15 protein-coding genes and 2 pseudogenes are annotated in these 13,191 nt (G+C 49.1%); 12 read left to right on the plus strand and 5 right to left on the minus strand.

The features are described from left to right. Positions 1-50 precede the first annotated feature (50 nt). The 3 genes from ACTWJ7_RS07545 to ACTWJ7_RS07555 form a co-directional block, all read right to left on the minus strand. Entirely contained in the window at positions 51-458 is a 408-nt protein-coding gene (locus ACTWJ7_RS07545; protein ID WP_301882591.1) for a YtxH domain-containing protein, read from the minus strand. A 64-nt stretch (positions 459-522) separates the two neighbouring features. After that, on the minus strand, positions 523-780 hold the full coding sequence (locus ACTWJ7_RS07550; protein ID WP_024631354.1) for a GlsB/YeaQ/YmgE family stress response membrane protein: 258 nt from the start codon (positions 778-780) through the stop codon (positions 523-525). 134 nt (positions 781-914) lie between these two features. Next, positions 915-1,613: a phosphatase PAP2 family protein gene (locus tag ACTWJ7_RS07555; protein ID WP_301882590.1), complete on the minus strand. Its 699-nt coding sequence runs from the start codon at positions 1,611-1,613 to the stop codon at positions 915-917. Positions 1,614-1,792: 179 nt separating this feature from the next. Between ACTWJ7_RS07555 and ACTWJ7_RS07560 the strand changes: the two genes are divergently transcribed. From ACTWJ7_RS07560 to ACTWJ7_RS07570, 3 genes are all read left to right on the plus strand, one after another. Continuing rightward, complete coding sequence (locus tag ACTWJ7_RS07560) at positions 1,793-1,996, plus strand: asparaginase (protein ID WP_443145258.1); 204 nt, start codon at positions 1,793-1,795, stop codon at positions 1,994-1,996. A 20-nt stretch (positions 1,997-2,016) separates the two neighbouring features. Further along, positions 2,017-2,811 (plus strand): asparaginase, encoded by a 795-nt coding sequence (locus ACTWJ7_RS07565; RefSeq protein ID WP_443145259.1) that lies wholly within the window; start codon positions 2,017-2,019, stop codon positions 2,809-2,811. A 143-nt stretch (positions 2,812-2,954) separates the two neighbouring features. Next, positions 2,955-3,680 (plus strand): pirin family protein, encoded by a 726-nt coding sequence (locus ACTWJ7_RS07570; protein WP_024631351.1) that lies wholly within the window; start codon positions 2,955-2,957, stop codon positions 3,678-3,680. Positions 3,681-3,885: 205 nt separating this feature from the next. On the opposite strand, the gene ACTWJ7_RS07575 is transcribed toward ACTWJ7_RS07570, so the two are convergent. Beyond that, the gene (locus ACTWJ7_RS07575) at positions 3,886-4,110 is read right to left on the minus strand and encodes a DUF1128 domain-containing protein (RefSeq protein ID WP_024631350.1); all 225 of its coding nucleotides are present in this window, start codon (positions 4,108-4,110) and stop codon (positions 3,886-3,888) included. Between the two features lie 167 nt (positions 4,111-4,277). Between ACTWJ7_RS07575 and yyaC the strand changes: the two genes are divergently transcribed. The 6 genes and pseudogenes from yyaC (at position 4,278) to ACTWJ7_RS07605 (ending at position 10,412) form a co-directional block, all read left to right on the plus strand. Continuing rightward, positions 4,278-4,829, plus strand: coding sequence for a spore protease YyaC (gene yyaC, locus ACTWJ7_RS07580; protein ID WP_052016667.1), 552 nt, complete (start codon positions 4,278-4,280; stop codon positions 4,827-4,829). A gap of 62 nt (positions 4,830-4,891) precedes the next feature. Beyond that, entirely contained in the window at positions 4,892-5,683 is a 792-nt protein-coding gene (locus ACTWJ7_RS07585; RefSeq protein WP_094939154.1) for an alpha/beta fold hydrolase, read from the plus strand. A 234-nt stretch (positions 5,684-5,917) separates the two neighbouring features. Beyond that, entirely contained in the window at positions 5,918-6,607 is a 690-nt protein-coding gene (locus tag ACTWJ7_RS07590) for a DUF6483 family protein (protein ID WP_301882588.1), read from the plus strand. A gap of 92 nt (positions 6,608-6,699) precedes the next feature. Next, positions 6,700-7,976 (plus strand): annotated as a pseudogene (locus ACTWJ7_RS07595) (class I SAM-dependent methyltransferase). Positions 7,977-8,160: 184 nt separating this feature from the next. After that, entirely contained in the window at positions 8,161-9,531 is a 1,371-nt protein-coding gene (locus tag ACTWJ7_RS07600) for a hypothetical protein (protein ID WP_443145260.1), read from the plus strand. After that, complete coding sequence (locus ACTWJ7_RS07605; RefSeq protein WP_443145261.1) at positions 9,447-10,412, plus strand: hypothetical protein; 966 nt, start codon at positions 9,447-9,449, stop codon at positions 10,410-10,412. Before ACTWJ7_RS07600 ends, ACTWJ7_RS07605 begins: the two co-directional genes overlap by 85 nt. Positions 10,413-10,615: 203 nt before the next feature. Here the strand turns inward: ACTWJ7_RS07605 and ACTWJ7_RS07610 are convergent, their stop codons facing one another. Beyond that, complete coding sequence (locus tag ACTWJ7_RS07610) at positions 10,616-10,963, minus strand: dehydrogenase (RefSeq protein WP_301882586.1); 348 nt, start codon at positions 10,961-10,963, stop codon at positions 10,616-10,618. A 159-nt stretch (positions 10,964-11,122) separates the two neighbouring features. Here ACTWJ7_RS07610 and ACTWJ7_RS07615 point away from each other — a divergent pair, with 159 nt between their 5' ends. From ACTWJ7_RS07615 to ACTWJ7_RS07625, 3 genes and pseudogenes are all read left to right on the plus strand, one after another. Continuing rightward, entirely contained in the window at positions 11,123-11,737 is a 615-nt protein-coding gene (locus ACTWJ7_RS07615; RefSeq protein WP_024631343.1) for a DedA family protein, read from the plus strand. Between the two features lie 2 nt (positions 11,738-11,739). After that, the gene (locus tag ACTWJ7_RS07620; protein WP_079350052.1) at positions 11,740-12,309 is read left to right on the plus strand and encodes a thioredoxin family protein; all 570 of its coding nucleotides are present in this window, start codon (positions 11,740-11,742) and stop codon (positions 12,307-12,309) included. A 6-nt stretch (positions 12,310-12,315) separates the two neighbouring features. Next, a pseudogene (locus ACTWJ7_RS07625) lies at positions 12,316-12,947 on the plus strand (MBL fold metallo-hydrolase). Positions 12,948-13,191: the final 244 nt, after the last annotated feature.

Consider the following 13,191-nt stretch of genomic DNA (forward strand, 5'->3'; position numbering starts at 1 on the left):
AAAATAGCCAGCTGGAATACAGCTGGCTATTGGTCACTCGATCACAAGCCTTACAGGCTGGTCGAGTTTATTTCTTTACGTGTATCTTCCTTGGCTTCTACAGAAGCAGCAGCCACTTCTTCTGTCGCCTTGGTTGCTTCATTCGCTACATCAGAGGAAGCTTTTCTCACGGAATCCATGACGTCATTACGTCCTTGGTTTACTGTTTTTGCAATATCAGAAGTTTTGGAAGAGACCGTTTTAGCCAGTTCGGAAGCTTTATCACCTACAACTGCTGCAACTTCTTTCGTGCGATCCGTAACGATGCCCACTTTCTCGGAAAGGTCACCACGCAATTCGCGTCCTGGTTTAGGGGCAAAGAGCAGCGCAGCTGCAGCACCCAGCAAACCTCCGATGAAAATACCTTTGGCGAAATTGGAACCGCTTTGTACAGGATATTGCTCTTCTGCTTTATTCATGTCAAATCACTCCTTCTTCAAATTTAAAAAACGGATACGAAACAACGAACACCTTGTTGACCGATCAGGCAGCCTGTCTGAACAGTCTGGACGCAAGCCCCAGCAAGAAGACAAAGAGCGCTGTTCCAATGATGGCAGGAATGACGGCGAAGTTGCCGATGACCGGCCCCCAGTTACCCAGCAAAAGTGCTCCTAGCCAGGCGCCGACAAATCCGGCAATCATTGCACCGATGATTCCTCCAGGCATGTTGTGACCGGCAAGTGCATCACCGATTACACCAATAATGACTGCCATCACAATGCTGATAATGATACCCCACATAACAACCGCCTCCTTTATACTTGATGTAGGATGTTGTCTGTTCGCGTTTGCTTACTTCGTATATAAACGCCGTGCTTCCAGGTGAAACAATCAACGTGTGGAGAAATGATATGGAAAATATAGGATAATGCAATTCAGAAGGAGCGCTTAATCCCCTGAATCATACAGCAGATCCAAGCCAGTCCGGCAGCAAATCCGGTGAAAACATCGGTTGGATAATGTACGCCAAGCATGATCCGGCTAATACCGATCAGGAATATAAATGCCATTCCGCAAAGGACAGGCAGGGCAACTCCAGACAACCGTTGCTGTCTTTCAATCGCCCATATGACAAATAACATGCCGTAAAACCCCATTGAGATCATCGCATGACCGCTTGGAAAACTATATCCATGAACGATCAACAGATGTTCCAGTTCAGGTCTGCTGCGTCTGAATATTTCCTTCAATAAGGTGTTCAGAATCCACATCATGGCAAAACTGCTGAGTAACGCATATCCATATATGAGGAAACGGGGACGGCGCTGCAGCAAGAAAAGGATTGAAAAACCGACAGCTGCCATGGCAGAAAGGTTAAAAGAACCGAGCGCAGTAATGAAAGAAATGAAAGGCAGCAGATAAATACGTGATTCCGAGTTCAGATAGACCAGCTGCTGGATACGGTCATCCAATGAAAGGATAGCATCATTACCAAGCAACGCTCCCAGAGCCGCCAGCAAGAAGACGACCGAAACGCTGGCTATCATTCCAACACCAGCCCACTTGAGCAGTGGGCGTAATGATGAATTTTTGCGATTTAACCCGGATGAGGATGAATGCGTTTTGCGCTGCATAAATGAGTGTCTCCTTCAGTGATGGTAGTAGGTAGATAAAGATTGATAAAGGATTACCCGAAATGTCTGTCGAAAAAACTGTAAAAACGTCGCTTTTGTACTATACTATTTAAGATATCCCATGCGGCGTCGTGACGCAAAGCAGAGATGAATTTGGGAGTATAAAGGAGAGAACTCGCATGGAGAGTGCCCTGTTAATTAAAGAATACCGTGCAGGCGTTATGGAATGCGCCCATTACGGACACATAAGCATTACGGATGAGAACGGCAAGATTGTATATTCAGCTGGCGATCCTCATTTTAGAGCGTTTACCCGTTCATCTGCCAAACCTTTTCAGGCCATTCCGGGATTCGGGCCGGTATTGCCGGGCATTATGGTCTGACAGCTCAGGAGATTGCCATCATGTCTTCCTCGCACCGATCGGAACCGATTCATATTCAGGTGCTGGAGCAGTTGGAAAGCAAAATAGGATTGGGAGAAGAATGCCTCATATGTGCACCAAGTTATCCCCTGAATGAAGAAAGCCGGAATCAATGGCTGCGTGCTCAAGGAGAAAAGCGTCGTATCCTCCACAACTGTTCCGGTAAACATCTGGGCATTCTCGCATACACTCAGATGAAACAGGCAGACTTGGGTAGTTATGCAGAGCCAGAACATCCAGTACAGCGTGAAATTCTGGAGACCATGGCCTACATGGCAGGTATTGAAGAGAAAGAGATTAAACTTGGGACGGATGGCTGCGGCTTTCCGGTATTTTCATTGCCGTTATCGGCATTGTCGAACGCATACTTGAAGCTGGCTTGCCCGGATCTGATTGAAGATCCATCTACACGCTCTGCGGTAGAGAGCATCACTGGAGCCATGAACGAATATCCGCTAATGGTAGGAGGAACCGGACGCGTGGACTCCGTGCTGCTTGAAGACAGCAACATTGTAGCCAAGGGCGGCTTCAAGGGTGTGTTTGGTTTTGCTCTGAAAAAGGAACGCCTTGGAATCACGTTCAAAGTGCTTGACGGTTCGGAAGAAGAATGGGCCTGGATTGCACAATCCATCTTGGAGCAGATTGGATATAGCAATCGAAAAACCATCGAACGACTGGCAGAGGTATATCCACCTGATATTCGGAACGACGCGGGTAAAGTTGTGGGGCGGGCAGACAGCGAATTCAAGCTTCACTCACCTGAAGAAAGCGTATAACCTGAAGCAAGGGGCGTGATTAGAATTCCCGGGCCACGGGTAAAGATGACATACCAACTGGTATTGATCTATAGAATTCTAAATATACACGCATGAACTGCTGCGAAGATGTGGCAGCTCTAAACCTTTGGAGGTGGATGAATATGATTAAAGTAGTGACATCGGAAGAAAGGCACACGTCGGATCGAGGTTGGATACACAGTGAATTCAGCTTTTCCTTTGCGGACTATGATGATCCAAGCAATGCCCACTTTGGTTGTCTTCTGGCTCATAATGACAACACACTGATGCCGCAGGAAGGCTTTAAGAGACATCCACATCATGACTTGGAGATTGTTAGTTATGTGATATCAGGTACGTTGAAACATACGGACAGTATGGGAACAGAGCAATTGCTGGAACCGGGAACAGTTCAGGTCATGAGTGCGGGGACCGGGGTCGAGCATTCGGAGACTAACCCCTCTGAGGATGAACCTGTACGTTTTTTACAAATGTGGTTTTTGCCATCCCAGCGCATGCTCAAACCCTCGTATACCAATCGTCGCCTGGAGGATCAGGAGCATCTGAACCGTCTTTGTCCGATTGTATCGGGACAAGGGGGAGAGGCAGCCGAGGGAGCATTACCGATTTCACAGGATGTAACTTGCTATCTATCCCATCTGGAATCCGGCAAAAAATTAATGTACCCTCAACATGAAGACAGGCGTACACATCTCTTCCTGATTAGTGGTCATATCGAGATTGTATGTTCAGATGGTAACTTCAATCTCAAGCCGGGTGATGCTGCACGGATCCGTAAGAGCTGTGATCTGCAAATTACAGGTACAGGCAGCGAGACTGCTGAATTTGTACTGGTGGACTTGCCTTGAGGAAAAGGGTGTAACTTATACCGATGGAATAGGGTTTAAAACATGAAGCAGACTGTCCGGTAAGGATAGTCTTGGAATATAACAACCGCAAGAGGACCTGATTCCACTGTGACGTGGAAGGCAGGTCCTCTTTGTACGGGTTGATTTACCTTCATAGCTTTACCTTCATAAAAAGAGCCGCTCAAAGTTCTATGAACAATGTCGCCTAGGATTTACGAAGGTTACCCAGTTCGGAAGCGACAGCTTCCACTTCAGAAATACTCAGATGTTCCTTGCCTAGGACCATCTCATACAGGTCAAACAGATCTTCATACTTGTCGAGTGGGAAAGCTGAAGCCTGCATGGCAGCTCCACTGGCCATCCGCAGCTTCGTTTTGATCGCTTCAATCATATATTCCATGTTGGCTGCGCTTGCTTGCGTTAAATCCATCGTTATGTCCATCCCTTCCATATCGGAAACTGTTGTCATTGTATCATGTTTGGACAGGCACAGGCCAATGCTTTTGCGGCGTAACGAAGCATCGGGTAAAATGAGGAATACAACAATAGAGCTTCAGGTAGGGAGTACATGTGTAAAGGAGGGAAAAGAGATTGACAGTGTACAAGCGGGAATTGGTTCGCCATCAAAGCAGGGAAGCCCGCAAAAATGTGCAGGGAGAAGATTTGGTATTATTTTTCAAGCACATCTACCAACTTCATTCACCCGATGAAATTACCTTTGTCTGTATCGGGACGGACCGTTCTACCGGGGATGCACTGGGCCCGCTGACAGGGAGCCTGCTGCAGGAGTACGGAGTGAACCACGTGATCGGGACACTGGCTTCACCTTGCGATGCCGATACGCTGGAGAAGAGGCTGGCGCTTGTCCCGTCCCATCATGCCATCATCGCTATTGATGCTTGTCTGGGTCCAAAACAGGCAGAAGGTACATACTATCTCGCGGAACATGCACTTATTCCGGCCCGATCGGTTGGCGGCAAGCTGCCGCCGGTTGGTCATTACAGCGTGGCTGCTGTGGTGAATGCGAATGGACCGAGACCTTATTCCATTCTTCAGATGACCTCGCTGCATTTCGTTATGGGGATGTCTCGAACGATTGCTGAGGCGGTATCCGAAGCAGTGAAATACAGACAAACGTTTCATAAATGAGTTGCAGGCTTAATAATATACAACTTGAATGAATTTAATTTGCGCAGAGAGAGGGATTTAATATGGAAAAAGTGATGTGTGACGGAACGACGATTTGTTATGCCGAACAGGGTAAGGGAGAAGCACTCATTTTGCTCCATGGATACTGCGGAAGTTCATCCTATTGGGATGAAGTTGTGCCTGAGCTTGCACGCAGCTATCGTTGCATCGTACCCGATCTGCGTGGACATGGCAAAACGGACGCGCCTGTAGGTAGCTATACCATCGATCAGATGGGCAATGACGTATTGCAATTAATGGACGAGCTCAAGGTGGATAAGGCTGTCTTGCTCGGTCACTCTATGGGTGGATATATCGCACTCTCCATCGCACAGCGCCACCCGGAACGATTGAATGCCTTCGGCTTGATTCATTCCACAGCGTATCCGGATAGTGAAGAGGGCAAGGAAAAACGCCTTCGTGCAGTATCCACCATTCAGACGGAAGGCATGGTTCACTTTGTGGATGGGCTTGTTCCCGGTTTGTTTGCACCAGAACATGTGGATTCGCTATCAGCGCAAGTGACACGTGTGAAAGAAATCGGTTACCAGACGGCGCCGCAAGGGGCAACTGGAGCTGCATTGGCTATGCGGGAACGGCCGGACCGCCGTGATGTATTGTCCGCTACACCACTTCCTGTTCTGCTGGTTGCCGGCGAGAAGGATGCCGTCATTCCGCCGGAACGTACATTTACAAGTGACAAGCCACATATTACGCAAGCTGTGATTCCTGGAGCAGGTCATATGAGCATGTATGAAGCTCCGGAAGAATTAATTCAGGTCATTAAACAATTTTTGACGGGATTATCGAAGTAATTTACTGAAACATGAATAGTACCAGATATTTCGCCTTCTTTGCGAAGTGTCTGGGCCTTGCTAAACCCCTGCAACGTTCGCTCAAGAACGGCAGGGGTTTTATTTGTTCAGGTAAGAGCATGGGGGCATTCACCATGTTTTGGCTTTTTGTCATGGCATGAATTAAAATGATGAGAATGGATCATGTAAATGAAACTGGAATGTACACGATCGAACGATGAGGGGGCATATAGCATGTTCAGGAAAGATTATCTGCTCCGTATGATGGAGGAAATGACAGAAGCGATCGGCAAGGTATTTACACTCAAACAACAGCGAAAACACACGGAGGCTCTGTCCGAGTTGGACGAGCTGCTGCGCAGGCAGTTTGGCCTGAATTTATCGTTGCTGAACTCACTGCCTGCCGAGGATGTTATTGAGATGTTCCGTTTTCGCGGCGTCATTGAAGTGGACAATCTACAGCAAGCCGCCAGGCTGATCGAAGAAGAGGCGTACATTTATAATGAAAAGTCCATAGTAGAGGGCATAGATGATCATGAAAAAATGGAGTCAGAGGATGAAGCACTTATTCGTCTGATGAGATCACTTCATTTTTACCTGTATGCACTGAATCATGGGGCTAATCCGAAGCTGCTGGATGCACCAGAGCGTGTAGAGGGCATATTGGAGCAAACGAAAGCATACGAACTTCCGGCACGAACGGAAAAGCAGCTTGCCTTGTATCGTGAACAACAGGGGCGTTATGATCAGGCAGAGAATAGCTGGTACAGACTGTTGCAGGTAGACGACAGTCATCCAATTCATTATCGGGGTGAGGTGCAGGCTTTCTATGAAAGGTTAAGACAACTGGAAGATGAGCAACTGCAGCAAGGGGGCTTGCCTCGCGAGGAAGTGGAAGAGGGGCTTGCCGAGCTAAATCGTTAAACCCCCTGAATACGCACCTTAACTTGGAGAGGGAACGGAATTGTGGTATGGTAACGGTTGACCAAACCAAACCGAAAGTGAGATGTACCCCCGTGGATTCATTGCGAAAGCTTATACAAGACATCTTTGAACAGAATTCGCTGATTACAGCGACCTGGAGCCAGCTGCGCAGACGGGACAATGTCTCGTATACCAAAGTGCAAGTCAAGCCGGTAACGCTCAAGAATCAGTTGCATTATCAATTCGCATTTCATTATACCAACAAAGTGCTGCACGAGAATTTGACTCCGGCTGAAGCGGCAGAACGCATGACTTTGCTATGCGAGGAGACGTTTCGTCAAGGACTGCTCTGTACAGCAGACGCGGACTATCAAATTTTGATCAGCAAAAAATATAAAGTGTCCATCTTGACCAAGTCAGCTTCCAAGACTGCGGTGGACCTCTCGCATAATCGTAAAAAGCAATATGTGCTGGAAGATGGAGTTCCCGTTTCTTTCCTGGTCGAGCTGGGAATTATGAGCGAGGAAGGCCGAGTTTTGGCCCGCAAGTACGATAAGTTTAGACAGATTAACCGTTTCCTCGAGATGGTACAGGATGTCATCCCGCATTTGCCAGAGGGCCGTCCACTTACGATTGTTGATTTTGGGTGTGGGAAGTCGTATCTGACCTTTGCTTTATATCACTATTTGTCTGTACAGCAGCGCAGATCGCTCAAGATTATTGGTTTGGACTTAAAAGCCGATGTTATTGAACACTGCAATGATCTGGCAAACAAATTGCATTACGGTGACCTGAAGTTCCTTGTGGGAGACATCGCTGACTATGACGAGCTGAATGAAGTGGATATGGTCGTGACGCTGCATGCCTGCAATACAGCAACCGATGCTGCTTTGGAGAAAGCCGTTCGTTGGGGGCTTCCGTCATTCTGTCTGTACCGTGCTGTCAGCACGAGCTGTTTGACCAGATTGAATCCAGCGTGATGAATCCGTTGTTGTCACACGGTATTTTGAAGGAACGTTTCTCCGCATTGGCAACGGACGCCATCCGGGCGAAGCTGCTGGATCTGATGGGATACAAAACGCAGCTGCTCGAATTTATCGATATGGAGCATACGCCAAAAAACATATTAATCCGTGCAGTACGCGGTCAGGCCGGGCAGACAGCTGACATGTGGAATGAATATACCGCATTCCGTGACTTCATTCAGGCAGATCCTTATTTGGAGCGGGCTTGTGCGGACCTGCTTCCAGGTGGGGGCAAGTTGAAAGAAACTGTTCCGAACGATGGAGCAGATTTAAGCCAAGAGAATTCAAATGGGGAATCCATTAAAGATGTCACCCAAGATCCTAGCCGCTGTGATCACTGTTGAATCGTTGATGCAGATCGTCTGCCATCGTCCTTGACGGGACATACTGGTAAGAGGGTCCCGTGAAAACAACATAAGGTGCCAGAGGCATGTAATTAGGCAGAAGACCCTAACGGGAGCTTCTGCCTTTTTTGTTTTTTAGTTGGAATTTGGATGAATACGATGACGTGTGAAAGGAGGTAGACGCATGGAGGAAGTAAAATCGGATAAAAAGGTTAAGTGGAGTAAGTCAGATGATAGGGGCAGCCTGGACAAGATAGAAAAGGTGGACCGAGCAACTCAGGGAATAATGTTTTCCCGATTATTAGAGCCAGCACTAACGATGATGCTTGGTTTAATCCTGGTGGTTTTACTGTTGGCAGGGTGTCTACGCAGGGGATTGTTTTATTTTACGGACGTATACCCCATGGTGCTGATGGCATCAGGCAGTGCACTTATTTGGTTGATCCTGTTCATGATGTGCTTCAACGCACCGAAGACAAATGGGAAACCAGGGATTTCTCAGTGGTTGAATACCCTCAAACGATTGTATGTGGCCCTTATGCAGTACGCTCATCTCCACTGGATGTTTTGGCCCTTGGCTCTGGCAATTTGGTTTGGCCTGCATGCCTGGATAGGCTCTGTCAGCGTACAGGGAAGCTTGGATGAGATGCTGCGCTGGAGCCTGCTGGCGATATTTGCGTTGCTAACAGTGATGCTGGCCTCGCGCGCGAACGGAGCGCGATGGTTTGCCTGCGGCTGGCAAATGGCAGGTGGCCTGCTTGTGCTAAGCGGCGTGCTTGCCGCGTGCGGTGTGCTGCCGCTGCCTTATGGGGTCATGCGAACCGCTGACCCCGAGATCAGCTCCGCCGGAGCCCGGCTCGGCGGATTGCTGCAGTACCCCAATGCGTACGGCGCCGTTGCCGGCATGTACGCATTGGAGCGGCTGGCTGCCGCCGCGCGAGCTGTAGCCCGGCCGCTGTCGGCCGGGCGGCTCATCGCGGCAGTGCTGCCGCTCCTCCCTGCGCAAGCCGCGCTCCTCCTGAGCGAGTCGCGCGGCGCCTGGCTGGCGACCGGCTGCGCCGCGGTCGCCGCCTTCGCTTTGCAGCGGCGCGGTGCCCGCCTGCCGCTGCTGCTGGCCACGGCCGCGCCACTGGCGTGCGCGGCCTGGCTCTACCGCCAGCTGGCTGCTGCCCAGCTGGCGCCTGCACCCGTGCCCGGCCTGCTGGCACTGGCCGGGGCATGGGCAGCTGCGCTGCTCGGCACGCTGCTGCTGTGCCGTTTGTGGCACAGCGGCGCTCGTGCACGCGCCGCTGCCCTCACGGCCACGGGGCTGGCGGGGATCACCGCCGCAGCCCTGGCCGTGGCCTCCACCGCCGACCGCATGGCGGCTGGTGTCGGCACAGGGTTGTCCCGCCTTCAGATGTGGCGGGACGCCCTGAAGCTCTGGACCGAGGCCCCATGGATGGGCCACGGGGAGAGACATGGCGCAGCATGTTTCGCGCCATCCAATCCTCGCCTTATGTCGGAGGCGAGGTCCACAACGGCATCCTTGATCTTGCCCTCGATGCAGGCATAATCGGGCTGTTGCTCATCGCTGGCTGGTTCTTTTCCACCCTGCGAACCATGTGGAGGCAGGCTCCTCAGCTGATGCCTTCAATTATTGTTTTTGGCCTCCATGGTGCAATGGACTTTGACTGGAGCTTCACCTTCCTCTGGATGATGTTCATTTGGCTAGGGGGCTGGGCACTATCGTCGCAAACTGTACAGGAGGCCGCCGCTTACAAAAAACGGCCCCGCTTTTTCCGTCAGTTGAATCCGTGGCCTCAACTGATACTAGCAGGACTGTTCGTCATTTTTTGGCTTGGCGGGACAGCTTGGTTTGCTGGAAATCATTTGGCGGCAGATCAACAATACCGTCTAGCCATTTCCAATGATGCAGGAAGTGCTGAACGCAAGACGCTGCTTACGGCGGCGTACAAGTTTAACCCCTACAGACCGGATATCGCCATCTCCCTGTCTCGTACGCTTCCTGCGAAAAAGGCTGAATTAATGTTAGTGCAGAGCCTGTCCTATTCTCCAGTTTACCCCCAACTCTACGGAGAGCTGGGGCAGTTGGCTGCTCGATCGGGTAGAGGAGAGTCAGCCGGGAATTATTTTGAACAAGCCATAGCCCTCAATCGTTTTGACGCCTCCAGCCAGTCCCTGGCTTTATATTGGATGGAACAGGCATCACGGAGGGAGCTGGCGGCAGGCTATGCTGAGCGAGGAAGGCAGACCGCTTCTGCCGGAGTAAGATTATACGAACGTTATAGACAGCTGGCTGAAGAAGTGGCGGCAGGGAAGGCGAGAAATGATCGGCGCTTTGGTCTTAATGAAGTGGCATTACGTTATGGGGATAATCTGCTTATCCTTGCTTCTAATCCACTTGCTTCAGAGGTGAGCAGAAAGTATCCCTGAACATCTAACCTCACGCAACGTCGATGTTGAACTAAATCCATGAAAACGAATGATTCAACATGTAATGGGATAAACAATTCACATTTCCACCGAAAGTAGTTGTTTTACGGCTGCATTCAGGTTCAATTCAGGTTCTATTCAAATTCAACATCTAGCCCTATGCTGCACATAAACTGTTTGGTTACCTGTCCATTACTCCGAATCTACAGGCGATATCCGCCAAACGCTTCCTTGAAGGCACCTTGCAGCGGTTCTACCTCCACACCCCATAGAGTCGCAATCTCAGCGCTGACATCGGCGTTCCACCATTCGCATAATTTTTTGCGATTATCCCGGTTTTCACCGATCCAGAGCAGATTGGCGATAACTTTCCCATAATACAATTCTTCTGCCTGCTTCATCCGTTCTGGGGAGATGTATACCTTTAGCTTTTTGGCTGTTCGATACAGCTCTTTGCTGCATGCCCTTCGGATCCCTCGGGCAGAAGGCAGTTTCTGGCCTGGGGTGCTATGTTTTACCGGGGGAGTACCGGGTGCTGATTTGGGTGACATCTTCTCACGCTCCTCTCCCGATACCATATGCAAACGGCCGCCTGCGGGACACTATCCCAAACGGGTGAAGTAGCAACAGCTACAGGCCTGTGATAAAATAGGGACGAACATCCATGGTGCGAAGGGCACTGCCAATCAGGATGAAGAAAGAGGGTCGAGATGGACGTTATTCATAACATTGTCAATCAATTATTTGATTGGATCCAAAGCCTTGGATACTTTGGAATTATGCTTGGACTAATGCTTGAAGTTATTCCGAGTGAAATTGTACTGGCATATGGAGGTTTTCTCGTTTCACAAGGCCATATTAATTTTTTCGGTGCAATGATTTTTGGTACCGTGGGCGGTGTCATAGCCCAGCTATTTATTTACTGGATTGGCCGTTATGGCGGAAGACCTGTACTTGAACGCTACGGAAAATACATACTGATCCAGAAAAAGCACATCGACCATTCCGAAGAGTGGTTCCGCAAGTATGGGACAGGTGTCATTTTCACAGCGCGTTTTGTTCCAGTCGTAAGACATGCCATATCGATTCCTGCCGGCATATCCAAAATGCATACGGGTCGGTTTATTTTGCTGACAACACTCGCTGTTATACCTTGGTCTGCATTGTTTATATATTTAGGGATGATACTTGGAGATCAATGGCAACATATCAACGAAAAGGCGGCACCTTATATTATGCCGATTCTGCTCGTTGCTCTGGCACTTATGATTATTTATGTACTTATTAAATGGATGAATGTTCGTAAAAAGAAGGGAAGTGTCTAGTTATGGGAAAACCAAACTTGTCTCACAAATTCGGTAAAGGTCTGCCGCCGAAAGAATTCATTGAGAGCATGACGAAAAACCAAAGTGAGTTTCAGGCAAACTATGACAGCTTTGTATGGCCGAACGAGGATGATCGTGAATTTTTCGAAAGCCTGAATCACCGCGATGATTTGCGTGTGTTAATTTTGGCTGCTGACTGGTGTGGCGATGTGGTACGCAATATTCCGGTCGTGTTCCAGGCGTTGGAAATCTCGGGCATTCCGACAGAAGTTCTTATTATGGAAAATCATCCTGAAGTGATGGATGAGTTTCTTACGATGGGCGGACGCTCTGTACCTGTTGTTATTTTTGCAGATACAGGCGGACATGTACTGGGCCAATGGGGGCCTCGTCCGCAACATGTGCAAGAGGTTATGATTGAATTCAAACGTCTCAATCCGGACCGTGAAGCGGCAGATTATCAGGATAATTTGGCTGTTGCGCGTCAAGAGATCGGGAAACGTTATGGGGAAGGAACGGAGTCAAATGCAGCCATTATTCGTGAGCTGCGTGAACTGATTTCGGGTTACTGAGCCGCTATGCTTAACATTCGTACATTTTCATTGGGACTGCTCCAGACCAATGCGTATCTGTTGCAGGGTGATGATCCTGATAAAGCTGTAATTATTGACCCGGAATGAATCCGGGACCGTTGCTCAAAGCCATTCAGGGCCTGGAGATTGAAGCGATCCTGCTGACTCACGCGCATTTTGATCATATGGGCGGCGTGGATGAAATTCGCAAATTGAAAGGCTGTCCTGTTTATTTGCATGACTTGGAGAGTGACTGGCTCACAACGCCGAAGTTGAATGGTTCTTTGAACTGGCCGCAGGCTATCCCACCGCTTTCGACAGAACCAGCTGAATATGCCATGGACGAAGGGCAGACTCTGAATTTTATTGGTCACACGTTCAAAGTGTATCATACACCGGGACATTCACCAGGCAGTGTAAGTCTGTTATGTGGTGATGACCTGTTTGCAGGTGATGTTCTGTTCCGTATGGGTGTAGGCAGAACGGATCTTACTGGAGGCCGTGAACGGGATTTGATTGATTCGATCCAGAACAAGTTGTACACCTTCGCGGATGAGGTCAAAGTATATCCAGGTCATGGTCCCAAAACGACCATCGGTTATGAAAAGAAGAACAATCCATACGTCTCTGCCAGATGATCCGACAATTTATGTGAAGAATGTCTGGACAAGTGACAACTTTTTCATTAGAATAGCAATTAGTTGTTACAAGCGATAAAGCACCATCTAACTGAGGCAATAAAAAGAAACACCCTAACTTGCGAAGCACGCAGACTGTGGTCTATACCCGGTTTGCGTTCTTTTTTGTTTTCAGCCTCTTTTATATCCAAGACACATCCCGTTTAACCCTACATACAGATCAATGACTAGCTTCTACAGAAGA

Source organism: Paenibacillus sp. 1A_MP2, from assembly GCF_052244825.1.
GTDB lineage: Bacteria > Bacillota > Bacilli > Paenibacillales > Paenibacillaceae > Paenibacillus > Paenibacillus vandeheii.